A 25,493-nucleotide genomic window follows, 5' to 3' on the forward strand; every position below is an offset into this window, starting at 1 on the left:
AGCGACAGGATCATGGTGTTGATGGCGACGGACTTGCCCGAGCCGGTGGTGCCGGCGACGAGCAGGTGCGGCATGCGGGCGAGCTCGGCGATGACGGGCTCGCCGCCGATGGTCTTGCCGAGGCACAGGGCGAGCTTGAGCCGCGTCTGCTCGAAGTCCTGGGAGGCGAGGAGCTCGCGCAGGTAGACGGTCTCGCGCCTGGCGTTGGGCAGCTCGATGCCGATGGCGTTGCGGCCGGGCACGACGGCGACGCGGGCCGAGACGGCGCTCATCGAGCGGGCGATGTCGTCGGCGAGCGAGATGACGCGCGAGGACTTGGTGCCGGGCGCCGGTTCCAGCTCGTAGAGCGTCACGACGGGGCCCGGGTGGGCATTGATGATCTCGCCCTTGACGCCGAAGTCTTCCAGCGTGCTCTCCAGGAGTGCCGCGTTCTGCTCGATGAACTCGGGCGCATCACCCGTGCCGGTCGAGACCGGAGGTTCGGCAAGCAGCGTCATGGGCGGGAGTTCGAAGGCCTCCGCGGCAGGCGGAGGAGCGGGCTGGCGCGCGGGCACCGGCGCGGTCGCTGCGGCCGGCTTCGGTGCCGCGACGGGCGGGCGCGCCACCTCCCGCCTCGCCACCCTGTTGTCGTTGCCTGGCGGGACGGCGATGGCATTGGCCTTCGGCGCCTCAGGAGTGCGCGGCTCCGGATCGCGTGGCTCGGAGGCGGCGGCAACCTGGAGTGCCGGCTCTTCGGGAAGGCTTTCCTCGACGGCAGGCTCCCGGGCCTGCGTGGGGGCCGCCGTGAAGGCCTGCTCGATCCCGGTGCTGCCGACGAGCCGCAGGTTCACGCTATAGGCGTGGCTCCACCACGCCTCGACCGTATCCGCAGATACGGCGGCCGGGGCTGCCTGCTCCTCGGACTCCGGTTCATCGGCCCCGGCTTGATGGGTCTCAGGCTCATAATCTTCGGCCGCATACGCCTCCGGTGCGTAAGTCGCAGGCGGTGTTACGACCTCCTGTTCGACAGAGACCTCCAGGCCGGCCGGCGTCGCCGGAAGCACGGCGGGGCTGCAGTCGAACTCGAAGAAGGCGTGATCGGAAATGGCGACGAAGGGGACGTCCTCGCCCTCGGTCAGCTCCATGGGCTCGGCGGATGGCGCCTCGGCCGCGATCTGCTCCTGGCTGAACGACGTCGCGGGCGCATGACCTTCGGCCGACGGTGCCTCAGGGGCGACCGGCGCATCGGCCGGCACATCCTCCTGCGGCGGCACGGTCGGCAGGATGCCTTTCCACACCTGCTGGATGAGGTGGTCCGGCGTGCGGCCGAACTTGACCCGTGTCGTGCCGGCCTTTGGCGCGCCTGGCGCCGGTTCGGCGGCGATCGCCGCTTCCGCCGCGAGGGCCGCTTCCATCTGGCGCAGCTTGTCGGGCGTGCGCGCATAGCGCACGTGGGTCGGCAGCACGATCGTCGCCGGGTGCGGCGTCAGCTTGGGCGCCGTCGTCGCCGGTTCCTCCGGCAGGCGGTTGCGCCTCAGCCGGCCTGCGGCCCTGAGCGGGTTGGGCAGGACATCTGCGGCGTCCGTTTCGCTGTTTCGTGAAGGCAGTTCCCGTTTACGCATCGACGCCTGCAGATTCTTCTGGTGACTCTGTCAGGTCGATTCCTACCCGGATCACGGTTAACGGCCGCTAAAACACCGGGTGGCAGGCGCTGCGCCATCGCTTGCAGTGCGGCGCGGGAGCCCCGTCAGTACTTGATGACGCCGAACTGGCGGAACAGGGCGTGGATGCGGTCGGCGTAGATGTTGAAGCTCGGATAGTCGCCGAGATGGGCCGGGCGCGGGCGTGGCAGCTCCACCTTGATCTCGTCGACGATGCGGCCCGGCGAGGGTGACATGACGAGCACCCGGTCGGACAGCCCGATGGCTTCCTCGAGGCTGTGGGTGATGAAGAGCACCGTCTTGCCCGTCTCCATCCACAACAGTTCGAGGTCGTGGCGGATCTGCGTGCGGGTGATGGCGTCGAGCGCCCCGAAAGGCTCGTCCATCATCAGCACCGAAGGATCGTGGATCAGCGCGCGGGCGATCGACACGCGCTGCCGCATGCCGCCGGAGAGCTGCTTGGGATAGCGATCGGCGGCATGGGCGATACCGAGCTTCTCGAACAGCTCCATCGCCCGCGCCCGCGCCGGCTCCATCGGCAGGCCGCGGATCTCGGCCTGCAGCAACACGTTGTCGAGCGCGGTGCGGAAGTCGAGCAGCAGGTGGTCCTGGAAGACGATGCCGATGTCCGTCAGCGGCCTGTCGAGGGGCGCGCCGTTGACGACGACCGCACCCGTCGACAGGGGCTGCAGCCCGGCTGCGATGAGCATCAGGGTGCTCTTGCCGCAGCCGGAGGGGCCGATGAGGCTGACGAACTCCCCCTTGCCGATGGCGAAGGAGACATCATCGACGGCCGTGAAGCCGCCGAAGGTCTTGACGACGTTCCTCCCCTCGATGGAGGCGGCGTCGGCGGCTTTTGTCCTGTCGGCGATCGGGGCATTCATCGTCTTCACCTGCCGCGGGTCCGGGACCGTCACTCGCAGGCCGGGGCGTCGGCCGGCAGGAGGGTTGTGGTGTAGTAGTCGGTGATCGGCTTGTCCTTGGGCAGGCCGAGATAGGTCGTCAGCAGCGTGTAGGTCGTCTCCCAGTTCTTTTCCGGCACCTCGCCGAGGTGCTTGGCGCCGGGGGCGCACATCAGCTTGAAGACGACGTCGAACTGCTTGCCGATCTGCTCCTTCGTCACCGACGGGAACTGCTCGAGCACCGCCGCGGCCGCCTCGTCCGGGTTCTTGCGCGCTGCGGCCCAGCCGGCGAGGCTCGCGGCCACGAACTTCTTGTAGAGGTCGGCATCCTTCTCGATGCGATCGTCGCGGGCGATGATCGACAGGCCGACGGTGGGCACGCCGACGTCGCGGTAGAAGAGGTCCGTCACCTCGAAGCCGCGGTCGCGCATCTGGATGGACTGGTAGTCGGCCCCGCCGAGGATGGCGTCCACCTTCTTCTCGAGCACGGCGCCGACGAAGGCGCCGGGATCGATGTTGACGATATTGACCTTCGTCTTGTCGATGTTGTTGGCGGCGAGGATGGCCTCGAGCAGCGTCGTCTGCGCCGTGCCGGGCTGGACGGCGAGGGTCTTGCCGATCAGGTCCTGCGGCGTGTTGATGCCCATTTCCTTCAGCGAGATGATGGCGAAGCCGTTGGTCTGCAGGATGGGGGCGACGATCTTCACCGGCGCGCCCTTGGTGCGCAGCTGCATGGCGGCCGGCGCGTCGGCGAAGCCGACGTCGGTCTGCCCTGTCGCCACCTGCTGCGCAGTGGTGCCGGAGCCCTTGCCCTCCTCGATGGTGAGGTCGATGCCCGCCTTCTCGTAGAGCCCGAGCTTCTTGGCATACATGAAGCCGGCATTCGGCCCCGCCGCCAGGAAGTTGAGCGTCAGCTTCATCGGGGTGAGCTTCTCCTGCGCCCCGGCCCCGGTTTGCCCCATGCCCAGCGCCAGCGCGGCGGCTGCGGCGATCAGCATTGCCTTCCTCATCCTGTCCTCCTTTCGATCGTGTTGTGTCCCCGCCCGTCTCGTGCGGGCGGTTGGTGAGCGGGCCTCCCGGCCCGGCGTCTCAGCCCTTGCGCTGCCAGGGCATCAGCAGGCCCTCCAGCATCTCGACGGCGTAGCTGAAGAGGATGCCGATGACGCTGAGCGCAACGAGGCAGGCGAAGATGAGCGGCATGTCGAGGAAGCTCGTGCCGCGCAGCAGGAGATAGCCAAGCCCGGCATTGGCGCCGACGAACTCGCCGACGATGGCCCCCGTGGCCGCGAAGACGATCGACACTTTGAGCCCGGAGAAGATGTAGCTCAGCGCCGCCGGCACGCGCACGTAGCGGAAGGTCTGCCAGCCGCTCGCGCCCATGGACTTCGTGAGATAGAGCACCCGCTCGTCGAGGGCGCGGAAGCCGCTCATGCTGGCGACCAGCGTCGGGAAGAAACAGAGCAGGAAGGTGAGCAGCACCTTCGGAAACAACCCGAAGCCGAACCAGACGACGAAGAGCGGCGCGATGGCGATCTTCGGCACCAGCTGGAAGAAGACGATGATCGGATAGACCGCCTTCTCGAGCAGCCGCACCGAGACGATGAGGAAGCCGAGCGGGATCGAGATCACCGTCGCCATCAGGAAGCCGAGGAGGATCTCCTTTGCCGTCACGAGCGTGTGCTCGAAGATGAGCGCATGCGCCTCGACGAGCTTGGCGAGGAAGGCCGATGGCACCGGCAGGATATATTCCGGGATCTCCAGCACCGGCACTGCCCACTCCCAGAGGAGGAGCAGGACGGCGAAGCTCGCGAGCGGCCAGGCCGCGGCGGCGAGCCAGCCGCGGGCACGCGCCGCAAGGCCGGGACCTTGCGCGGCGGGCAGGGCGGCATGTTGCGTGTCGGCGACCATCATCCGGCCCTCAGCTGATGCGGTGGGATGTTGCGCTCGTCGGCCGGCGCGACGGCGGCCAGCCGGCGCGGCTGGCGCTTGCGCAGCGGCCACAGCTGCGCCATCTCGCGCGCGGCCTCGAAGAGCGCGGCGGCGATCGCCTCGTGCCGGTCCGCGCCGAGGCGCACGAGCGGGCCGGCGACGGAAAGCGTGCCGGCGGCCGGCGCCGTCGGGTCCTCGTCCGCCCGGAAGGCGACCGCGAGGGCCACGGTGCCGGGCTCGCCCTCCTCGACGGCGAGCGCATAGCCGCGCCCCCGTGTCTCGTCGAGATGGCGGCGCAATTCGTCGACGGTTCTCAGGCGCCGCGGGCCGAGCGCCGTTCCGGTCTCGAAGCCGCGGGCGCAGACGATGCGCAGCGCCTCGCTCTCGGGCAAGGTGGCGAGCCAGGCCTTGCCGGTCGCCGTCGTGTGCAGCACGACCTCCTGGCCCATGTCCGGCTCGTAGCGCAGCCCGGCGGTCGCGCCTTGCGCCCGCGCCACCCAGACGAGGCGCTCGCCCTCGACGACGGACAGGCGGCAATATTCGCCTGTGCGCCGCGCCAGCCGGTCGAGCACCACCTGGCCGACATCCGGCAGGCCACGCGCATCGAGATTGCGGAAGGCGAGGATGGAGAGGTGCAGCGTCAGGCCGTAGCCCTGCGTTGCCGGATCCTGCGCGACATAGCCCCGCTCCACGAGGGTGGTCAGCATGCGGTGCGTCGCGCTCTTGGGCATGCCGATGCGCTCCGCGAGCACGCCGAGCTCGATCGGCTCCGGCTCTCCGGCAAGAGCCTCGATGAGGCTGAGGCAGCGATCGACGGCAGCGACGGTCATGCGGGTCCCGGGTCCGTTTCCCTTTGGGTGGAACGATAAACCAATTTGGAATTGCGTTCCAGTTTTGTTGTCTGCTAGCTATAGCGGCAGCCGGCGCGGCAAGTCAATCCGCGGCGCGGCGGGCATGCCGAGCGCTCCATGGCGCGGGGGCGAGCCGACGGGAGGAAGAGACGATGGGCCTTGCTGGACGGGGGGCAGTCGCCATCTGGCACGACATCGCGCCCGAGGGGCGGGAGGAGTTCTATGCCTGGCACGGCATCGAGCACATGCCCGAGCGCGTCGCCATCCCGGGCTTCCTGCGCGGGCGCCGCTACGTCGCCAGCGCGGCCGACCTTGAATTCTTCAACCTCTACGAGGCGCGCGACCACGCGACCGTGACCGGCCCGGACTACGCGGCCCGCCTCAACGCGCCGACGCCGTGGACGCTGAAGGCGGTGAAGCACTTCCGCTCGGTCGCCCGCTCCATCTGCCGCGTTGCCGTCAGCCTCGGCCGCGGCGAGGGCGGCCTCGCGGCCACCGTCCGCTATGACGTGGAGGATGCATCGGCCGAGGCCCATCTCGCCTCGATGCGCGACCGGCTCCTGCCGGGCCTTGCCGCACAGCCGGGTATCGCCGGTGTGCACCTGCTCGTCGCCGATGCCGAGGCGAGCGCCGTCGAGAATGCCGAGCGCAAGGCGCGCGCCGAGCCCAACCGCATCCCGCGCTGGATCGTGGTGGTCGAGGGCTGGGGCGACGAGGCGCCCTTCGCCGCCTTCTGCCAGGACCAGCTGACTCTTAATCAGCTGCTCGCGCCTGGCGTGGTCGGGACGCCGCAACTCGGGCTCTACCGGCTGCAGGCGGTGTGCCAGCGTCCGCTCGCGGGAGAGGGCGCATGATCCGTTACGACCTTGCCGGCCGCACGGCCATCGTCACCGGCGGGGCCGGCGGCATCGGCCGGGCCGTCGCCTCGGCCCTCATCGCCTCGGGCGCGCGCGTCAGCCTGTGGGATCGCGACGCGGCGGCGCTCGCAGCGGCCGCGGCGGAGCTCGGCGGCAAGCCGGATCGCCGCGTGGTCGACATCACCGATGCCGGGGCGGTGGACGAGGCGGCGCGGCAGTGCCACGCGCAGTGGGGCCGCATCGACATCCTCGTCAACAACGCCGGCATACTCGGCGAGGTGAAGCCGGTGTGGGAGACGGACCCAGACGATTTCCGCCGCGTCCTGGAGGTCAACCTCGTCGGGGCCTATCTCGTGATGCGTGCGGTGGTCGCGCTGATGCGCGGCCAGGCCGCGCGGCCGATGCGCGGCCATGTGGTCAATGTCGCCTCCATCCAGGGCAAGGAGGGCATGCCGCGCGCCGGCGCCTACAGCGCCTCCAAGGCGGGGCTCATCGCCTTGACGAAGAGCGTCGCCAAGGAGACGGCCGAGGAAGCGATCAGCGTCACCTGCATCACGCCCGCCGCCGCCGAGACCAGCATGGCGAAGGAGCTGACGAGCGAACGGCGGGCCGAGATCCTCGCCCGCATTCCGATGCACCGCTTCGTCGCCGTCGAGGAGATCGCCCGGCTGGTGCTGTGGCTGTCATCCGACGATTGCTCCTTCTCCACCGGCGGCGTCTTCGACATCTCCGGCGGCCGCGCCACCTATTGAGGACGCCGATGCCGCCGGAGATCCCACGCCTCGCCACCTTTGCCGAGGCGCTTCTCGATGCCCGCCGGCGCGCCGTGCCCGCCGCCTGCGTGGCACAAGACCTGCCGCGCGATGCGGCCGAGGGCTATGCCGTGCAGGCGCTCGTCGCCCACCGTCAGGGTGCGGAGATTGCCGGCTGGAAGGTGGCCCTCGCGGATGGCACGCCCGTGGCTGCGCCGTTGCTCGGCCCGCTCCTCCCGCCGGGCCACCGCCTGACCGGCGGCAGTGGTCCCGATGCCATCGAGGTCGAGATCGCCTTCCGGCTCTGTCGTGACCTGCCGCCCCGGGCCGGAGGGTATGTGCGCGACGAGGTCATCTCGGCGGTGGGTGGTGTGCTCATCGGCATCGAGATCGTTGCGAGCCGCCTCGCCGAGGGGGCGACCGCGCCGTTTCCGGCCTTCCTGGCCGACAATCTCGGCAACGGCGGCTTCGTGGCGGGCGAGCCCGTGCCGCTCGCATCGCTCGACGGGCTACCGGACCTGCACTGCCGTGTGTCGCGCGACGGTACCGTCATCCACGACGCGACCGGTGGTCATCCGGCGAGGGATCCCCTTGCGCCGCTGCTCGCCTGGGCGAACGCCCAGTGCGACGCACTGGGCGGGCTGCGTGCAGGCCAGATCGTCACCACCGGCAGCCTTGTTGGCCTTCTCCACTGCGCGCGCCCCTACGCCCTCGAAGCGAGCATCGAACGCCTCGGCCGCCTCGTTCTGACGGCCTGACACGAGGCGTCGGGTCGTTTCTACACCGTTACGCACAAGTATCCGCTTTTCTCCCAAAAAATGACGTGCGCGTGTAGCATAGTTCAGCGGCTACGCATGCGCGTTGACGTTGTGTAGTGCCTTTGCACTGCTCGCGCGGGAGGAGAGGGGATTGCCATGGCTGAACAAGAGCCGCAGGCCGGAAACGGTCGCGCATCGACATTCAACATCAATCCACCCGTGTTTTTCGGCGCCGCCGCCATCATTCTCGCCTTCGTCGTGCTCGGTGCCGCGGCGCCGACAGCCGCCGAAGCCTTCTTCAAGCTCCTGCAGAGCGCGGTGCTCGGCACCTTCGGCTGGTTCTACATCCTGTCCGTGGCCATCTTCCTCGCCTGCATCCTCATCCTGGGCTTCAGCCGGTACGGCATGCTCAAGCTGGGGCCCGACGAGGCCGAGCCGGATTTCCCCTATCTGACCTGGGTCTCCATGCTCTTTGCGGCGGGCATGGGCATCGGCCTCATGTTCTTCGCCGTCGGCGAGCCGATGATGCACTTCTCGGCGCCGCCGGAGGCCGAGCCGCGCACCATTGCCGCCCAGCGCGAGGCGATGCTCATCACCTTCTTCCACTGGGGCATCCACGCCTGGGCCATCTATGCCGTCGTCGGGCTGTCGCTGGCCTATTTCAGCTACCGCTACAACCTGCCGCTGACCCTGCGCTCGGGCCTCTATCCCCTGCTCAAGGAGCGCATCACGGGACCCATCGGCCATATCGTCGACATCTTCGCCATCACCGGCACGGTGTTCGGCATCGCGACGTCGCTCGGCTTCGGCGTGCTGCAGATCAACGCCGGGCTCGGCTATCTCGTCGGCCTGCCGGTGAACGAGACGGTGCAGGTGGTGCTCATCGTCTGCATCACCGCCGTCGCCACGCTGTCGGTCGTCACCGGGCTCGACAGGGGCGTGCGCCGGCTGAGCGAGCTCAACCTCACGCTCGCCGTCCTCCTGATGTTCTTCGTGCTCTTCATCGGGCCCACGGCCCAGCTGATGCGCGATTTCGTGCAGAACATCGGGCTCTATCTCGACCGCTTCCTGCTCAAGACCTTCAACATCTACGCCTATGAGCCGCGGCCGTGGATCGACGCCTGGACGCTGTTCTACTGGGCCTGGTGGATCTCCTGGTCGCCCTTCGTCGGCATGTTCATCGCCCGCATCTCGCGCGGGCGCACGGTGCGCGAGTTCGTCACCGCCGTCCTCTTCGTGCCGGTGGGCTTCACCTTCCTGTGGCTCACGGTCTTCGGCAATTCGGCCATGATCATCGACACCACGGTGGCCAACGGCGCGCTGGCCGATGCGGTTGCCGCGGACGTCTCGGTGGCCCTGTTCCGGTTCCTCGACTATCTGCCGCTCAGCGTGGTGACGTCGACCATCGCGGTGGCGCTGGTGTCGGTCTTCTTCGTCACCTCCTCGGATTCGGGCTCGCTTGTCGTCGACACGATCGCCGCCGGCGGCGCGACCGACACGCCCGCCATCCAGCGTGTCTTCTGGTGCGCCATGGAGGGCATCGTCGCCATCGTCCTCCTTCTGGCGGGCGGCCTTTCGGCGTTGCAGACGGCGACCATCGCCAGCGCGCTGCCCTTCTCCGTCATCATGCTCATCCTCTGCTGGGGCCTGTTCCGCGGCATGAACGCGGATCTCGCGCGGCGGGCCGCATACCAGCGTCCGGCGGCCTCCTATCCTGCGGCGGGCCTCTCGTGGCAGAAGCGGCTCGGCCTTCTCCTCAACGTGCCGGGCCGCGCGGAGGTCGCCACTTTCGTCGAGACGGTCGCGGTGCCGGCCTTCGAGGCCGTGGCCGAGGAGATGCGCGGGCGCGACCTCGAGGCGCGGGTCGAGCGCGACGGGGAGGGTTGCGTGAGCCTTGTCGTGCCGGCCGAGGACGTGCGCGACTTCGTCTACGGGGTGAGCCGGATGTCGCAGCGCCTTCCCGTCTTTTCAGCCCTCGACGCGGCGCAGGCGGACGAGCGCCACGAGGCCCGCACTTTCTTCAGTGACGGCAGCCGCGGCTATGACATCATGGGCATGACGCGGGAGCAGGTCATCATCGACGTGCTCGCCCAGTTCGAGCGCTACCAGCGCCAGGTGCAGTCGCAGAAGGCCGCGCTCTACGCCGGGGCGCCCGAACATACGATCGAGCAGCGGGGCGCCGGCTAACCGCCTTGCCCCCGGGCCGGCGCGGTGCGACAACCCCGCAGCGCCAGCCCCGGAGCCAGCGAGAGGACCATGAGCGGACGCATCGACGCCCACCATCACTTCTGGAATCCGCAGGAAGCGGACTATCCCTGGATGGCGCCGGACGCGCTCGCCCCCATCCGCCGGCCGTTCGGTCCGCAGGACATGGCCCCGCTCATCGCCGCCGCCGGCATCACGCGGACGGTCCTCGTCCAGACGCGCTCCGACATGGAGGAGACGCGCAGGTTCCTCGCCCAGGCGCAGGACAACGCCTTCATCGCCGGCGTCGTCGGCTGGGTCGACCTGACGGGGCCGGACGTCGCGGGCGCCGTCGGGCAGCTGCGCCGGGCTCCGGGCGGCGCCTTTCTCAAGGGCATCCGCCACCAGGCGCACGACGAGGACGACGCGGACTGGCTCGCCCGGCCGGATGTGATCGCGGGCATCGCCGCGGTCGGCCACGAGGGTCTCGCCTATGACCTTCTGGTGCGCGAGCGCGAACTGCCCGCCGCGCTCCGCTGCGTGGACGCCAACCCGAACGTGCGCTTCGTGCTCGACCACATGGCCAAGCCGCGCATCGCCGAGGGCGCGATGGAGCCCTGGAGCGCGCTGATGGCCGAACTGGCGGCGCGCCCCAACGTCTGGTGCAAGGTCTCCGGCCTCGTGACGGAGGCGGATTGGGACCGCTGGACGCCGCAGGACCTGGCGCCCTATGTCGCGCGCGCCATCGCCCTCTTCGGCTCCGAGCGCCTCATCTTCGGCTCCGACTGGCCGGTCTGCCTGCTCGCCGCCGATTACGCGCGCGTGGTGCTCACCGCCGAGGAGCTGCTCGCGCCGCTCGGCGAGTACGGACGGTCGCGGGTCTTCGGCGGCAATGCCGCGCAGGTCTACCAGCTGGCGGGATGAGACGGGCGGGGAGCCGTCCCTGCTGCCGTCAGTCCTCCTCGCGGAAGAGGGTGGTGAGGGGATATTCCGTGCGCACGAAGGGCGACTTCAGCACGATGTAGCTGAAGTAGTTGGCGATGCCGACGTTGCGCTCGATGATCCGGTCCATCACCTCCTGGTAGTGCAGCACGCCGCGGGTGATGAACCGGACGAGATAGTCGTAGCCGCCGCTGACGAGGTGACATTCCATCACCTCGTCGACCGTGCGGATGAAGGATTCGAAGCGCACGAAATCCTCCCGCCGGTGGTCGTGCAGCGTCATCTCCGTGAAGACCATGACCGTCTGGCCGAGCTTGGCGAGATTGATCGTGGCGCCGTAGGCGGCGATGTAGCGTGCCGCCTCGAGCCGCTTCACCCGCTGCAGGCACGGGCTCGGCGACAGCCCGACCGCCTCGGCCAGCGCCACATTGGTCATGCGTCCGTTCTTCTGCAGCTCAACGAGGATGTTGAGGTCGATGCGGTCGAGCTTCGGGGCGCCGGTCATCGGCTCGTGGTCTCCGGGAAAAGCGCGGGGCTCAGCCGCGCAGGGCGTCCTGATGGGCCTTTGCCATTTCGGCCATGCTGGCGAAATGGAAATCGTAGCGGGCGTCGCCGTCCGGCGGCATCGTCGCGCCCCAGCCGCCCTCGTTGCGCCGCCGGTCGATCCAGGCTGAGGCGAGGCCGACGGTCTTGGCCGGCACATGGTCGTGGAAGAGGCTCTGGGCCGTGTGCAGGATGTCCGCCTTGCCGTAGCCGAGGCCGGCGAGCTGTTCCAGCATATAGGCGAAGTTGCGCGGGTTCGGCTTGTAGGAGCCGATGTCCTCAGCCGTATAGACGGCGTCGAAGGTGACGCCGAGCTTCTCGTTGCTGCGCGCGAAGCTGGCGTGATCGACGTTGGAGAGGATGACGAGCTTGTAGAACTTCTGCAGGTACTGGAGGGCCGAGGCCGAATCCGGGAAGGCCGGCCAGTCGCCGACGGAAAGGCCGAAGCGCCGGTCATCCTCGGCGCTCGCAGCGATGCCCCATTCGTCCGCGATCCGCCGATGCACGCGGGTGAGAAGGTCGGAATAGAGCATGTCGGGCGTCTCGGCCTGCTGGCTGCTCTCGTGCCGTGCGAAGGTCTCCAGCACCTCGTCGCGTGCGCGGGCGCGCCCGCCCTTCTCGACGAGTGGCTGCAGCGCCGTGTGGATGCCGCTCTCCCAGTCGATCAGCGTGCCGTAGCAATCGAAGGTCAGCACCTTGAAGTCGGTCAGTTTCATGGGGCACTCCGCTTTCTGCCCGCCGGTGCGAGCTCCGGTTGACGATTGACGAAGGTTAGAGGCGTGGGCCGGCGCATGCCCTCCGCGGCTATGCCACCTCTCCGGCAGGATGTGCTGAAGCTCGGCCCGAATTGGCATCAACTGCTGCGTGGTCCATTGCCCGCTCACGCCGCATCGCGGCTGGCCGGGGACATGGCGCTTCGCGCGCAGTCGGTGAGGCGCACGAGCCCGGCGGGCACATGGGCGTCGCGCCGCCGCACCAGCACGGTCACGGCGCGGGCGCTGCCGGCGGGCAGGGCGTGCGTCGCAATCCGCCCCGCGGCGCGGGCCGGCTCCACCACGGCGCGGGGCAGCAGGCTGATGCCGACCCCGGCCGCGACGCAGCCGATGATGCCGTCGAGCGTGCCGAACTCGAGATGGCGGACCTCGACGACGCCGGCCGTGGCGATGAGCGCCTCGAAGCGCCGTCGATAGCTGCAGCCGGTGCGAAAGACGATGAGCTTTGCCTGTTCGGCCGCTGGCGTGGCGTCGGGAGAGGGCGACAGCCAGCGGGGCGGCCCCTGCCAGGGGGCGGTGACGAGGACGAGTTCCTCCTCCACCATCGGCTCCGCCACGAGCGCCGCATGGGCCACCGGCCCGACGACGAAGGCGGCGGCGAGGTCGCCGTCGAGCACCTTGCCGATCAGGGCCTCGCTGGTCCCGGTCTCCACATGCAGGTCGACCCGCGGGCAGGCGCGGGCGAAGGCGGCAAGGATGGACGGGAGGCGCAGCGCCGCCGTGGTCTCCAGCGAGCCGATGCGCAGCGCGCCGGAAGGGTCGGTGCCGTCGTCGCGCACCGCCTCGCGCGCTTCCGCGAGCAGCTGGCCGACGCGCAGGGCATAGGGCATGAGGCGCTCGCCGGCCGGTGTCAGGCGCACGCCGCGGCTGTGCCGCGTAAACAGCGCCTCGCCGATCTCCGCCTCGAGGGCGCGGATGCGGGCCGTGACGTTGGACTGGACCGTGTTGAGCGCCGCCGCGGCGCGCCCGATGCCGCCATGCCGGGCCGCGGCGAGGAAGAAGGCGAGATCGCTGCTGTTCATGACGGTTGACCCAAGGCATCTCTTCGCAAGATGCCTTGCAGTTCAATCCATCACGCGGGAGGCGTCAATCGCGCTCAGGCTTCGCCGCTGGTGCGCGCCAGGGCCAGGCGGTCGCGCCGGCGCACGCGCACGATCACCTCGACGTCGCGCAGCTCGAAATGCGCGGGCACGTTCGGCACCACCCGCACGTCGAGCTCGCCGGGCGGGATGTCGACCAGCACCTGCTCGTCCTCGATGAAGTAATGGTGATGATCGGTGACGTTGGTGTCGAAATAGCTCTTGGTGCCGTCCAGGGCGAGCTGCTTGAGGAGCCCCGCTTCCGTGAACTGGTGCAGCGTGTTGTAGACCGTGGCGAGCGACACGGCCGCCTTGGCGCGGGTCGCCTCCTCGTAGAGCATCTCGGCGGAGACGTGGCGGTGGCCCTTGGCGAAGAGCAGCCAGCCGAGCATCAGGCGCTGGCGCGTGGGCCGCAGGCCGACCTTGCGCAGGCGCTCGCGCATGTCGTGGAAGGCGCAGCCCGCCATGGGCGAACGCGGGGCGCGGTCGAGCATGGCGCGCAGGTTGATGTCGCCGGCCGCGCCGCGATCACCGAACATCCGCTGCTGATCCGCCATGACGCTACCTCCGATGCAATTCCGGAAACACTCAATTTCGCCGATATCGGCCGATGGAAGCTCCATACTAGAACATGTTTCGCCAAGTCAAACGCCGAATATCGGGCGCTTTGGCATAGTCATTTAAGTTTTTAATCATTCTAAATTAAATAGAGGGGCCTTGTCCCTGCAATAACAACGAGATTGTCGCCGGCAGGTTCGAGCCTGCCGGCGGCGCCATGCCGCAGCCGCAGGTGACGCATGTCATCAGCCTGCAGGCGTGATGCGCGCGGCGCAGAACTTGAACTCGGGAATCTTGCCGAAGGGGTCGAGCTGCGGGTTGGTGAGCACGTTCGCCGGTGCTTCGCCGTAGCAGAAGGGAATGAAGATCATGCCTTCCGCGACCTGCCGGTCGGCCATCAGGCGCAGGGTGATCGTGCCGCGCCGGGTCTCGACGCGCACCATCTCGCCGGCTGTGAGGCCGCGTCGGCCGATCTCGCCTGGATGCATGGCGACCATCGCCTCCGGCTCGATGGCGTCGAGCACGCTCGAGCGGCGGGACATGGAGCCGGTGTGCCAGTGCTCGAGGAGCCGCCCCGTCGTCAGTACGAGGGGGAACTCGGCATCCGGAAGTTCGTCGGGCGGGGACAGGTCCGCCGGTACCAGCCGCGCCCGCCCGTCCTTCGTCGGATAGCCCTGCGCGAAGAGGATCTCCGTCCCCGGCGCATCGTCGGCCGGCGCCGGATAGGTCACCGAGCCTTCGCGCTCGACGCGCTCCCACGAGATATGGGCGAGCGACGGCATCACCGAGCGCATCTCTTCGTAGACCTCGCCGACATCGGCATAGGTCCAGCCGAGGCCGAGGCGGTTGGCGATCTCGATGATGAGCGCGACGTCCTGCCGCGCCTTGCCCGGCAGCGGCACGGCCGGCCGGCCGAGCTGCACCTGCCGGTTGGTATTGGTGTAGGTGCCGAGCTTTTCGGCGTGGGCGGAGGCCGGCAGCACGACGTCGGCGTGCCAGGCGGTCTCCGTGAGAAAGATGTCCTGCACCACGAGGTGCTCGAGCCTGGCCAGCGCTTCACGCGCGTGGATCTGGTCCGGGTCCGACATCGCCGGGTTCTCACCCATGATGTACATGGCCCGGATGCTGCCCTCGTGGATCGCGTCGATGATCTCGACGACGGTGAGCCCGCGCACCGGATCGAGCGGTCGGCTCCACAGGTCCTCGAAGCGGGCCCGGATGTCGCCATCCGCCACGCTCTGGTAGTCGGGCAAGACCATGGGAATGAGCCCGGCGTCGGAGGCACCCTGCACGTTGTTCTGCCCGCGCAGCGGATGGAGGCCCGTGCCCGGTCGCCCGATCTGGCCGGTGATGAGGGCGAGCGCGATGAGGCAGCGTGAATTGTCGGTGCCGTGCACGTGCTGCGACACGCCCATGCCCCAGAAGATGATGGAGCGCTCGGCGCGCGCATAGGTGCGCGCCACGGTGCGGATGGTCTCGGCCGGGATGCCGCAGACCGGCTCCATCGCCTCGGGCGTGAAGGCGGCGACCTTCTCCCTGAGCGCCGCGAAGCCGTCCACATGGCCCTGGATGTACTGCTCGTCGTAGAGCTTTTCGTCGATGATGACGTTGAGCATGGCGTTGAGCAGCGCGACGTCGGTGCCCGGCTTGAAGCGCAGGGCATGCGTCGCGTGGCGCATCAGGTCCTGCCCGCGCGGGTCGGCGACGATCAGCGTCGCTCCGCCCTTCGCCGCCTGCTTGAAATAGGTGGCGGCGACAGGGTGGTTCTGCGCCGGCCGCGCGCCGATGACGAGGATGCAGTCGGCCTCCAGCGCCGCATTGAACGGCGCCGAGACGGCGGCGGAACCGACGCCCTCCATCAGCGCCGCGACGGAGGAGGCGTGGCACAGCCGCGTGCAATGGTCGACGTTGTTGGTGCCGAAGCCCTGCCGCACCAGCTTCTGGAAGAGATAGGCCTCCTCGTTGGAGCCCTTGGCCGAGCCGAAGCCCGCGAGCGCGCCCGGCCCGTGCGCATCGAGAATGCGCTTCAGCCCGCCGGCCGCGCGGTCGAGCGCCTCCTCCCACGTCGCCTCGCGGAAGACCGCCCACGGGTTGGCGGGATCGACGACGATGTCGCCGCGCTTCGGCGCATCCTCGCGCCGCACCAGCGGCACCGTGAGCCGGTGCGGATGGCGGATGTAGTCGTGGCCGAAGCGGCCCTTGACGCACAGGCGGTTCTCGTTGGCCGGGCCGTTGCGCCCGTCCACCTGCACGATGGTGTCGTCCTTCACGGCGACGCGCGTCAGGCAGCCGACGCCGCACCACGGGCAGACGCTGTCGACATGCCGGTCCGCCACCACCGTGCGCTGCTGTGCCGCCGCGTCCATCAGCGATTTCTCGAAGAGCGCGCCCGTTGGGCAGGCCTGCACGCATTCCCCGCAGGCGACGCAGGTGGAGGTGCCCATCGGCTCGGCGATGTCGAAGACCGGGCGCGCGTCGAGCCCGCGGAAGGCCATGCCGATGACATCGTTGACCTGCACCTCGCGGCAGGCCCGCGCGCACAGGCCGCAGGCGATGCAGGCATCCAGATTGACGGCGATGGCCGCGTGGCTCGCATCGTGCAGGGGCTGGGCGAGAAGGGCGTGGTTGGGCAGCGCCGAGCCGTCCCCCGCCCGCAGCGGAAGGGCCTGATCCTCCCCCGCATGGGGGAGGTGGCGCCGCGGATGCGGCGACGGAGGGGGTATGCGGTTGGCGCCGGAACTGCCGTTCCCGGCCTCGACCCCACCCGTCTCGGTCCTTCGGACCGATCCACCCTCCCCTGGAGGGGAGGGATCGGCGCCGCTGTTCTCGTGGGCTACGATCTCGGCAACTTGGACGGGGGAGACCGCGCGCCCGTTCGCGAAGCGGCTCGCCGTGACGCCGACGCGCTCCGCCCATTGCCAGAACGGGGCATCCGGATCGGGCGCCGCCTCGCGCGCCGGCAGGTCGGCGAGGAGCAGCTCGAAGACCATCGCGCGGGCCTTCTCGGCCCGGTGCGAGGCCGAGTGCACCACCATGCCCGGCGTCGGCTTGCGGATGCAGGAGGCGGCGAGCACGCGCTCCCCCTCGATCTCCACCATGCAGGCGCGGCAGTTGCCGTCCGGCCGGTAGCCCGGCTCGGGCAGGTGGCAGAGGTGGGGAATGTCGGTGCCGGCGCGCCTTGCCGCCTGCCACACGGTTTCGCCGGGCAGGGCCGTGATCTCGCGCCCGTCGAGCGTGAAGCGGATGGGGGCCTTTGTCTCGCTCATCGTGCCGCTCCCGCCGCCGTGCCGTTGAAGAAGGCGAGGATCGAGCGCACCGGATTGGGCGCCGCCTGGCCGAGGCCGCAGATGGAAGCGTCACGCATCGCGGCGGAGAGGTCCTCCATCAGGTCGCGATCCCACTCGCCGGCTTCGATGAGGCGCACCATCTTGTCGGCGCCGGCGCGACAGGGCGTGCACTGGCCGCAGCTCTCGGCACGGAAGAAGCGCATGAGGTTGAGCGCGACGGCCCTGAGGTCGTCCCTGTCGGAGAGCACGACGACGGCATGGCTGCCGACGAAGGCGCCGTGCGGGTCGAGCGAGCCGAAGTCGAGCGGCACGTCGGCGAGGGCGGCGGGCAGGATGCCGCCGGAGGCGCCGCCGGGCAGATAGGCGGCGAAAGCGTGTCCCTCGGCCATGCCGCCGCAGAACTCGTCGATCAATTCGCGCGCCGTGATGCCCGCCGGCGCGACCTTGACGCCCGGCTCGCGCACGCGGCCGGAGACGGAGAAGGAGCGCAGACCCTTGTGCCCCCGCCGACCCTCGGCCGTGAACCAGTCGGCGCCGCGCGACAGGATGTCGGGGATCCAGGCGAGCGTCTCGACATTGTGGTTGAGCGTCGGGCGGCCGAAGAGGCCGACCTCGGCGATATAGGGCGGCCGGTGGCGCGGCAGGCCGCGCTTGCCTTCGATCGACTCGATCATCGCCGATTCTTCGCCGCAGATATAGGCGCCGGCGCCGCGCCTCAGCACGATGAAGCCGGGGGCGACGAGCCCCGCGCCTTCGAGCGCCGCGATCTCGCGCTTCAGGATCTTGCGCACGGCCGGATATTCGTCGCGCAGGTAGATGTAGATGCGCTCCACGCCCACCGCCCAGGCGGCGATCAGCATGCCCTCCAGCATGCGGTGCGGCGTGCGCTCCAGCCACCAGCGGTCCTTGAAGGTGCCGGGCTCGCCCTCGTCGGCGTTCACCGTCATGAGCCGTGGAGCCGGCTGCGCCGCCACGGCCGCCCATTTGCGCCCGGCCGGGAAGCCCGCGCCACCGAGCCCGCGCAGGCCGGCGTCCGACAGCGCGGCGATCGTCTCCTCGCGGCTTTTCGCCCCGCTCTGGCAGGAGACGAAGGCGCGGTAGCCGCCAGCCTCGAGACAGGCGCTCAGCGTCTCGTACTCCGGCACCTTCGCGTCGGTCGCACCTTCGGCCGCGAGCGCGGCGACCGTCGCGACCGTGGCGTGATCGACCGCCCGCTGTCCCACCTGCGCCGCAGGCGCCGTGGCGCAGCGGCCGATGCAGGGCGCGCGCACGACGCGCACTTCTTGCGGATCGACCGTGTCGGCGAGTGCCGCGACGAGGTCCTCGGCGCCGGCCAGCATGCAGGAGACGCTGTCGCAGACGCGGACGGTGACCGGCGGCAGGTCCGGCGCATCGTCGGCGATGACATCGAAATGGTGGTAGAAGCTCGCGACCTCGAAGACCTCGGCCTGGGCGAGGCCCATGGCCGCGGCGAGCGCATGGAGGTGGCGCGGGCGCAGCGCGCCGAAACGGTCCTGCAGGAGATGCAGATATTCGATCAGTCGGTCGCGCTGGAGCGGCGTCTCCGTGATGATGGCGCGCACCTCGCCGAGCGCGGCCTCGTCGAGCGGGCGGCCCTTGCCGACACTTGCCCGGCCCTTGCCGCGGGGCCTCGCCATCACCGCTTCGTCGTCGCTCATTCCCTGTCGCTCTCCGCCGTCCGGGTCGCAGGCCGGATCGCTTTTCTGGTGCGATTCCAGACTGGTAGCACGCCGCCGGGGCGAGATCACGATTTCTTGCGGGAGCGGCGACCGATGCTGCCGGGGGAGTGCAGGTCCCACCGCCATGCCCGCGCCTACACGGCCGTCCGGCTGGCGCGGATGAAAACGGAAAGGGGCCACAACCTCCCCGCCCGTCATGGCCGCGCTTGTCGCGGCCATCCACGCCTTCCGGCGGCGCGCAGGCGTGGGTGGCATGGATGCCCGCGACAAGCGCGGGCATGACGGCGGAGACGGCCGGAAGACCATGTCAGCGCCGTGTGTCCTGTCCACGCCCCAAAGTGACGGCACCCGTTTCACACGCGAGATCGACGCGTTGAAGCCAAGCGGTCGAACCTCGACCGGGCAGCCGTGCGCTCGTCGCAGGCATCCACGCCCGTTCTCCGACAGCCGGGGCTTGCGGACCGCCGGCGCGCGATCATAAATGCCGGCTCAGGAACCAGGCTGGGGGACGTCGGGCAGGGCCCATGCAGATACGTGTTCTCGACGGCCTTGATCCTGTGGACGCGGCGGCGCGCCTCGCGCCGCTCGGGCACCTGACCTTCCTCGACAGTGCCCGCGACGGCGGCCTCGGCCGTTACGCCTATGTGGCCGCCGATCCGTTCGGCATCTTCTCGGTGCGCGACGGGCGCTGCTTCTGGGATGGGGAGCGTCTCGGCGAGCCTTTCGTCCCGGCGCTGAAGGCGCGCCTTGCCGCTTTCCGGCAGGACAGGCTGGCGGACCTGCCGCCCTTCCAGGGCGGGGCGGCCGGCTTCCTCGCCTACGATCTCGCGCGCGCCTTCGAGAGGCTGCCCCCGCCGGCGGCCGGGGCTGGCGCGGTGCCCGAGGCGGTGCTGCCCTTCTACGACGTCGTCCTTGCCTTCGACCTCGCCGCCCCCCGCGCCTTCCTCGTCTCCACCGGCTGGCCCGAGACCGACCCCGCCTTGCGTGAGCGGCGCGCCGGGCAGCGGGCGGAGGCCTTTCTCGACCGGCTGCGGCAGCCGGCACCGCCAATGCGCGGCAATCCGGCGATCGCCTCCGATGCCTGGGTCGCGGACTTCCCGCGTGACGATTATCTCGCCCTCGTGCGTCGCACCGTCGACTACATCCTGGCGGGCGACATCTTCCAGGCTTGCCTCGCCCAGCGCTTCGAGGCCCCTCTGCCGCCGGGCTTCGACGGCTGGGCCTTCTACCGGCGCCTGCGCTCGGTCAATGCGGCGCCGTTCGGCGCCTGGCTCGACTACGACGAGATCAAGGTCGCCTCCTCGTCGCCGGAACGGTTTCTGCGGCTCGACCGAGGCCACGTCGAGACGCGGCCGATCAAGGGCACCGCACCGCGCAGCGCCGACCCGCAGGAGGATGCCGCCCTCGCGGCGGCGCTCGCCGCTTCCGAGAAGGACCGGGCCGAGAACCTGATGATCGTCGATCTTCTGCGCAACGACCTCTCGCGCGTCTGCCGGCCGGGCAGCGTGCTGGAGCCGGCGCTGTGTGCGCTGGAGAGCTATGCCAACGTGCATCACCTCGTCTCGACCGTGACGGGCGAGCTCGAGGCCGGGCGCGATGCCGTCGATCTCATCGCCGCGACCTTTCCGGGCGGGTCCATCTCCGGTGCGCCGAAGATCCGCGCCATGGAGATCATCGCCGAGCTCGAGCGCCACGCCCGCGGCGTCTTCTGCGGGGCCATCGGCTTCATCGGCTTTTCCGGCGACATGGACCTCAACATCGCCATCCGCACGGTGACGCTCGCCGGCGGCAGGGCCGTGGTGCAGGCGGGCGGCGGCATCACCATGCTCTCCGACCCGCCGGCGGAATATGAAGAGACGATGGTGAAGGCCCGTCGTATCTTCGAGGCCTTCGCCGGTTTGGCAGCAGGCGAGGCGGCGTGAGCCATGATCGTCGTCATCGACAATTACGATTCCTTCGTCTTCAACATCGCGCGCTACCTGCGCGAGCTCGGCCGCGAGGTGACGGTCGTGCGCAACGATGCGGTGGATGTCGAAGGGCTGGCCGCCATGCGTCCCGCCGCGATCGTCCTCTCGCCGGGGCCGTGCACGCCCACGGAGGCCGGCGTCTCCTGCGAGGTCGTGCGCACCTTTTCCGGGCGGGTGCCGCTCCTCGGCATCTGCCTCGGCCACCAGTGCATCGGCGAGGTCTTCGGCGGGCAGGTGGTGCGCGCCCGGGTGCCGATGCACGGGCGTGCGGCGCCGGCGCTGCACGAAGGGGAGGGGCTCTTCGCCGGCCTGCCGCAGCCGCTCGCCGTCGGGCGCTACCATTCCCTGATCGTCACGCTCGACGATGAAGCCGGGCCGTTGTGCGTGACGGCCCGCTCGCCCGAAGGCGAGATCATGGCGCTCGCGCACCGCGCGCATCCGACCTACGGCATCCAGTTCCATCCCGAATCCGTGCTGACGCCGCAGGGCAAGGCGCTGCTCGCCAATTTTCTCGCCGCCGCCGAGCGGTTCGCCGCCAACGGGGAGGGCATATGTTCGTCCTGAACGGCGAGATCCATGAAGGCACCACGGCCGCGCTCGACCTGCGCGACCGCGGCCTGACGCTTGGCGACGGCCTGTTCGAGACCATCCTCGTCGTCTCCGGCCGCCCCTTCATGCTCGACGCGCACCTCGACCGGCTCTGTTCTGCCGCGGCCGAGCTTCGCCTGCCAGTGGAGCGCGAAGCGTTTGTCCGCGCGGTTGCCATGCTGCTGGCCGAAGCCGCCGCCGGCGATTGTGCGCTGCGCCTTGCCGTGACGCGCGGCCCCGGTGCCCGCGGGCTGCGCATTCCCGCCGATGCGGCGCCGAACCTCCTCGTCACCATGGCGCCGTGGCAGCCGTCGATGGCCTTCACCGAGATCGCGCTCGCCACCGTCGGCATCCGCCGCAACGAGACCTCGCCGCTGTCGCGGATGAAGACGCTCGCCTATCTCGACAACGTGCTGGCGCTGGAGGAGGCCGCGGCCCGGGGCGCCGACGATGCCCTTGTCCTCAACACGGGGGCGCGCGTGGCCGCGACGAGCATGGCCAATCTCTTCATCATCCAGGGAAGCGGGCTCCTGACCCCGCCCGTCCGTGACGGCGTGCTGCCCGGCACGCTGCGGGCCTTCCTCCTCGCGCAGGCGGCGAAAGCGGGACTTGCAGCGCGCGAAGCCCCGCTCGCGCCGGAGGACCTCTTCGAGGCCGATGCCGTTCTCGCCACCAACAGCCTGCGCCTCGTCATGCAGGCGGCGGCGCTCGATGGGCGCCCCCTGCCACGCCGCGCGGAAAAGACGGCGGCGGCCCTGCGCGGGCTGGTCCGCGAGGCCATCTCCGCAGCCTGCGGCCGCGATCCCTTCGCAGCCGGTTCTGCCGTGGGATGACACGGAGGCCCGCAAGGGATTATGCTGCGTCAGCAGGTCGCAGCTCGACGTGACCAGCGCAGAAGGGGGCAGCGCCATCTCGGGCCTCGCGACCGCCACGGTTTGCGGAGGCAGAGCCATGGTCTTCCATGTCATTTCCGGGCCCAACGACGACGTCCACGTTCCCGCGGTTCGCAAGATCACGGTCGGTGACCTCTGGCAGGCGCTCGCACGCGGGCTCGAGGACTTCCGGGAAATGCCGAGCCACCTGCCTTTCCTCATCATCATCTATCCCGTGATGGGGCTGCTGCTCGGGCGGGCGACCTACGACAACAACCTGATGCCGCTGGTCTATCCGCTCATCACCGGCTTCGCGCTGATCGGTCCCTTCGCCGCCATCGGCCTCTATGAGATGAGCAAGCGGCGCGAGCAGGGCCTCGACACCTCGTGGAAGCACGCCTTCGACGTGCTGCGCTCGCCCTCCATCTGGGCAATCGGCGCGCTGGCGGTGGCGCTGATGGCGATCTTCTTCGTCTGGGTCACCACCGCCCATGCCATCTACCAGTCGATCTTCGGCATCGATGCGCCAAAGCCCATGAACGAGTTCTTCGCCACTATCCTCGGCACGCCCGAGGGGCTGCGCCTCATCGTGATCGGCAATATCGTCGGGCTCGGCTTCGCCCTCGTCGTGCTGCTCCTCAGCGCCGTCTCCTTCCCCATGCTGGTCGACCGGGACGTGGGCGCGGCCGTGGCGGTGGCGACCTCGATCAAGGCGGCCCTTGTCAACCCGATCCCCATCCTCGTCTGGGGTCTCGTGGTCGCGATCAGCCTGCTCGCCGGCGCGCTGCCGCTCTTCGTCGGCCTCGCCGTCGTCCTGCCGGTGCTGGGCCACGCCACGTGGCACCTCTACCGCAAGCTGGTGGTCTGAGCGGACCGCAGGGCGGCCATGCGCGCCCTGCGATCGAAAAGCGCCGGATGCCGTTTGACCCTGTAGTCGCTACAGGAATTATGGTGCCTGCCTGACCAGAAACGGACGGGCAGGTTCATGCACACCGGCACCCATTCCACTGCGCATCTTCCGCAAGAAGCAGGCGGCTGCTGCGGCCATCACCACGCTCATGGCGAGCACGACCACGGGGCCCCCTCCGGCGGGGCCTCGCCGGCGGCCTTCACCTGGCGCGTCGAGGGGATGGACTGCGCGAGCTGCGTCGCGACCATCGACAAGGCGCTGTCGCGGCTGCCGGGTGTCTCGGGCGTCTCCGTTTCGCTCGCCCGCGAGACCGTCTCGCTGGACCTGGGCAACGGCACGAGCACCGGCGAGATCGAAGCGCTGCTCGGCCGCCTCGGCTATCGCGCCGCGCGCCTCGCGTCACCGGCGACGCCGGGCGCAGCGACGCCGGCCGAGCCCCGCCGGGCCGCGTCACCGTCCTGGTGGGCGACCGGCAAGGGCCGCATCGCCATTGCGGCCGGGCTTCTCCTCCTCGTTGCCTACGGCGTCAGCCTGGCCGATGCGCGCCTCGCCGATGCCGCCTTCATCGTGGCGAGCCTCGTCGCCGCCGCGCCCATCGCCCGGACCGCGCTGCGCAAGGCCGTGGCCGGCGCGCCCATGACCATCGACATGCTGATGACGGTTGCCGTCATCGGCGCGCTCGTCATCGGCGCGGTGGAGGAGGCGGCCATCGTCGTCTTCCTCTTCTCCGTCGGCGAGGTGCTGGAGGGCGTGGCGGCCGAGAAGGCCCGCTCCGGCATCCGTGCCCTTGCCGCCCTTGTCCCGCAGACGGCCCTGCGCGAGACCGGTGGCCGGCTCGAAGGCGTGCCGGCCGAGGCCCTCGCCATCGGCGACGTCGTCGTGGTGCGCCCCGGCGACAGGGTGCCCGCCGATGGCGTCGTCCTCGAGGGGCGCTCGAGCCTCGACGAGGCGCCGATCACGGGCGAATCCGTGCCCGTCGCCAAGGGACCGGGGGACAAGGTCTTCGCCGGTGCCATCAACGCCGAGGCGGCCCTGCGCGTGACGGTGGAGGCGGGCGCCGCCGACAACCTCATCGCGCGCATCGTGCGCCTCGTCGAGGAGGCGCAGGACGCCAAGGCGCCCACCGCCCGCTTCATCGACGATTTCGCCCGCTGGTACATGCCGCTCATCGTGGCGCTCGCCGCCGCGGTGGCGGTGGCGCCGCCGCTCGTCGCCGGCGGGGACTGGATGACGTGGATCTACCGCGGCCTGACGCTGCTGCTCATCGGCTGCCCCTGCGCGCTCGTCATCTCCGTACCCGCGGCCATGGCCTCGTCGTTGTCCTCGGCAGCGCGCAATGGCCTGCTCGTCAAGGGCGGCGCCGTCATCGAGCGGCTGGCGGGCATCGATACGGTGGCCTTCGACAAGACGGGCACGCTGACCGTCGGCCGCCCGGTCGTCACCGACATCGTGCCCGTCGGCAGCCGTGACGCCGCCGGCCTCCTCGCCCTCGCCGCCGCGGTCGAGAGCCATTCCAGCCACCCGCTCGCCGCAGCCGTCGCGGCGCGTGCCGAAAGGGACGGCGTCCAGCCACCAGCGGCCTCGGATGTGCGCGCCCTGCCCGGCAGGGGCATGGAAGGAACGGTCGACGGCACACGCGTCTTCATCGGCGCGCCGCCCTTCGCCGCCGAAAGGGCGTCGCCCGACGACGCCTTGCGCGCGTCGATCGCGCGGCTGGAAGGCGAGGGCAAGACGGTCGTCGTCATCGTCGCCGGTGCCGAGGCGGCCGGGCTGCTCGCCCTGCGCGACGAGCCCCGGGCCGATGCGGCCGAGGCGGTCGCGGAACTCGGCGCGCTCGGCGTCGGCAGCCTCATGCTGAGCGGCGACAATCCGCGCACAGCGGCGGCCATCGCCGGCGCGCTGGGTGTCGAGGCAAGGGGCGGCATGTTGCCGGCGGACAAGGCCGCGGCCATCGGCGAGCTCGCCGCCCGGCGGCGCATCGCCATGGTCGGCGACGGCATCAACGATGCGCCGGCGCTGGCGCGGGCCCATGTCGGCATTGCCATGGGCGGCGGCACCGATGTGGCGCTCGAAGCCGCCGATGCGGCCCTGCTGCACGACCGGGTGCGCGACGTGCCGGTGCTGCTGCGCCTTTCGCGCGCGACCATGACCAACGTGCGCCAGAACATCGCCGTCGCCCTCGGGCTCAAGGCGCTCTTCCTCGTCACCACGGTCGTCGGCGCGACGGGCCTGTGGATGGCCCTCCTCGCCGATACCGGCGCGACCGTGCTCGTCACGCTCAACGCCCTGAGGCTACTTGCGTTCTTCCGGAGGGCGTGACGCCGAGAAGGTACGCCGCCCTTTCCCTCCCCCCTTGCGGGGGAGGACAGGGAGGGGGGGCAGCTTGGCGGGCCGCAGTGCG

At 70.0% G+C, this 25,493-nt stretch carries 21 protein-coding genes; 10 read left to right on the forward strand and 11 right to left on the reverse strand.

What is annotated here, in order from left to right:
- The 5 genes from GGR16_RS26335 to GGR16_RS24665 all read right to left on the reverse strand — a co-directional run.
- On the reverse strand, nt 1–1,601 hold a 1,601-nt coding region (locus GGR16_RS26335), incomplete at its 3' end, for a DNA translocase FtsK (protein WP_281380667.1).
- A 125-nt stretch (nt 1,602–1,726) separates the two neighbouring features.
- Complete coding sequence (locus tag GGR16_RS24650) at nt 1,727–2,524, reverse strand: ABC transporter ATP-binding protein (protein ID WP_183318767.1); 798 nt, start codon at nt 2,522–2,524, stop codon at nt 1,727–1,729.
- A 29-nt stretch (nt 2,525–2,553) separates the two neighbouring features.
- Nucleotides 2,554–3,552: an ABC transporter substrate-binding protein gene (locus GGR16_RS24655; protein WP_183318769.1), complete on the reverse strand. Its 999-nt coding sequence runs from the start codon at nt 3,550–3,552 to the stop codon at nt 2,554–2,556.
- A 79-nt stretch (nt 3,553–3,631) separates the two neighbouring features.
- A complete protein-coding gene (locus GGR16_RS24660; RefSeq protein WP_019400075.1) occupies nt 3,632–4,453 on the reverse strand; it encodes an ABC transporter permease in 822 nt (273 codons plus the stop codon).
- Nucleotides 4,450–5,301 (reverse strand): IclR family transcriptional regulator, encoded by an 852-nt coding sequence (locus tag GGR16_RS24665; RefSeq protein ID WP_019400076.1) that lies wholly within the window; start codon nt 5,299–5,301, stop codon nt 4,450–4,452. The genes GGR16_RS24660 and GGR16_RS24665 overlap by 4 nt, the downstream gene beginning before the upstream one ends.
- A gap of 173 nt (nt 5,302–5,474) precedes the next feature.
- Here GGR16_RS24665 and GGR16_RS24670 point away from each other — a divergent pair, with 173 nt between their 5' ends.
- The 5 genes from GGR16_RS24670 to GGR16_RS24690 all read left to right on the forward strand — a co-directional run bounded on the left by GGR16_RS24670 (nt 5,475) and on the right by GGR16_RS24690 (nt 10,797).
- The gene (locus GGR16_RS24670; RefSeq protein ID WP_019400077.1) at nt 5,475–6,176 is read left to right on the forward strand and encodes a hypothetical protein; all 702 of its coding nucleotides are present in this window, start codon (nt 5,475–5,477) and stop codon (nt 6,174–6,176) included.
- On the forward strand, nt 6,173–6,931 hold the full coding sequence (locus GGR16_RS24675) for an SDR family NAD(P)-dependent oxidoreductase (RefSeq protein ID WP_019400078.1): 759 nt from the start codon (nt 6,173–6,175) through the stop codon (nt 6,929–6,931). Before GGR16_RS24670 ends, GGR16_RS24675 begins: the two co-directional genes overlap by 4 nt.
- An 8-nt stretch (nt 6,932–6,939) precedes the next feature.
- Complete coding sequence (locus GGR16_RS24680; protein WP_053193692.1) at nt 6,940–7,689, forward strand: fumarylacetoacetate hydrolase family protein; 750 nt, start codon at nt 6,940–6,942, stop codon at nt 7,687–7,689.
- A gap of 156 nt (nt 7,690–7,845) precedes the next feature.
- The gene (locus GGR16_RS24685; protein WP_053193695.1) at nt 7,846–9,876 is read left to right on the forward strand and encodes a BCCT family transporter; all 2,031 of its coding nucleotides are present in this window, start codon (nt 7,846–7,848) and stop codon (nt 9,874–9,876) included.
- A gap of 69 nt (nt 9,877–9,945) precedes the next feature.
- The gene (locus GGR16_RS24690; protein ID WP_019401752.1) at nt 9,946–10,797 is read left to right on the forward strand and encodes an amidohydrolase family protein; all 852 of its coding nucleotides are present in this window, start codon (nt 9,946–9,948) and stop codon (nt 10,795–10,797) included.
- Between the two features lie 28 nt (nt 10,798–10,825).
- On the opposite strand, the gene GGR16_RS24695 is transcribed toward GGR16_RS24690, so the two are convergent.
- The 6 genes from GGR16_RS24695 to GGR16_RS24725 all read right to left on the reverse strand — a co-directional run bounded on the left by GGR16_RS24695 (nt 10,826) and on the right by GGR16_RS24725 (nt 18,734).
- Complete coding sequence (locus GGR16_RS24695) at nt 10,826–11,320, reverse strand: Lrp/AsnC family transcriptional regulator (protein WP_019401751.1); 495 nt, start codon at nt 11,318–11,320, stop codon at nt 10,826–10,828.
- Nucleotides 11,321–11,351: 31 nt separating this feature from the next.
- Complete coding sequence (locus tag GGR16_RS24700) at nt 11,352–12,074, reverse strand: haloacid dehalogenase type II (protein ID WP_019401750.1); 723 nt, start codon at nt 12,072–12,074, stop codon at nt 11,352–11,354.
- Nucleotides 12,075–12,238: 164 nt separating this feature from the next.
- On the reverse strand, nt 12,239–13,153 hold the full coding sequence (locus GGR16_RS24705; RefSeq protein ID WP_183318770.1) for a LysR family transcriptional regulator: 915 nt from the start codon (nt 13,151–13,153) through the stop codon (nt 12,239–12,241).
- Nucleotides 13,154–13,227: 74 nt separating this feature from the next.
- The gene (gene irrA / locus GGR16_RS24710; RefSeq protein WP_156332862.1) at nt 13,228–13,704 is read right to left on the reverse strand and encodes an iron response transcriptional regulator IrrA; all 477 of its coding nucleotides are present in this window, start codon (nt 13,702–13,704) and stop codon (nt 13,228–13,230) included.
- 309 nt (nt 13,705–14,013) lie between these two features.
- Nucleotides 14,014–17,034, reverse strand: a complete 3,021-nt coding sequence (gene fdhF / locus GGR16_RS24715) for a formate dehydrogenase subunit alpha (protein ID WP_246373311.1) — start codon at nt 17,032–17,034, stop codon at nt 14,014–14,016.
- Nucleotides 17,031–18,734, reverse strand: a complete 1,704-nt coding sequence (locus GGR16_RS24725; protein ID WP_183318772.1) for an NAD(P)H-dependent oxidoreductase subunit E — start codon at nt 18,732–18,734, stop codon at nt 17,031–17,033. The genes fdhF and GGR16_RS24725 overlap by 4 nt, the downstream gene beginning before the upstream one ends.
- Nucleotides 18,735–19,279: 545 nt before the next feature.
- On the opposite strand from GGR16_RS24725, the gene pabB reads away from it, so the two are divergent.
- The 5 genes from pabB to GGR16_RS24750 all read left to right on the forward strand — a co-directional run bounded on the left by pabB (nt 19,280) and on the right by GGR16_RS24750 (nt 25,411).
- A complete protein-coding gene (gene pabB / locus GGR16_RS24730; RefSeq protein ID WP_183318774.1) occupies nt 19,280–20,677 on the forward strand; it encodes an aminodeoxychorismate synthase component I in 1,398 nt (465 codons plus the stop codon).
- Between the two features lie 3 nt (nt 20,678–20,680).
- The gene (locus GGR16_RS24735; RefSeq protein ID WP_019402234.1) at nt 20,681–21,286 is read left to right on the forward strand and encodes an anthranilate synthase component II; all 606 of its coding nucleotides are present in this window, start codon (nt 20,681–20,683) and stop codon (nt 21,284–21,286) included.
- A complete protein-coding gene (locus GGR16_RS24740; RefSeq protein ID WP_183318776.1) occupies nt 21,274–22,143 on the forward strand; it encodes an aminotransferase class IV in 870 nt (289 codons plus the stop codon). The genes GGR16_RS24735 and GGR16_RS24740 overlap by 13 nt, the downstream gene beginning before the upstream one ends.
- 118 nt (nt 22,144–22,261) lie before the next feature.
- Nucleotides 22,262–23,050 carry a DUF2189 domain-containing protein gene (locus GGR16_RS24745; RefSeq protein ID WP_183318778.1) on the forward strand — a complete coding sequence of 263 codons (789 nt, stop codon included), beginning with the start codon at nt 22,262–22,264 and terminating at the stop codon, nt 23,048–23,050.
- Nucleotides 23,051–23,167: 117 nt separating this feature from the next.
- A complete protein-coding gene (locus GGR16_RS24750; protein WP_210289706.1) occupies nt 23,168–25,411 on the forward strand; it encodes a heavy metal translocating P-type ATPase in 2,244 nt (747 codons plus the stop codon).
- The last annotated feature ends 82 nt before the right edge of the window (nt 25,412–25,493 follow it).

This window comes from Chelatococcus caeni, assembly GCF_014196925.1.
Classification (GTDB): domain Bacteria; phylum Pseudomonadota; class Alphaproteobacteria; order Rhizobiales; family Beijerinckiaceae; genus Chelatococcus_A; species Chelatococcus_A caeni.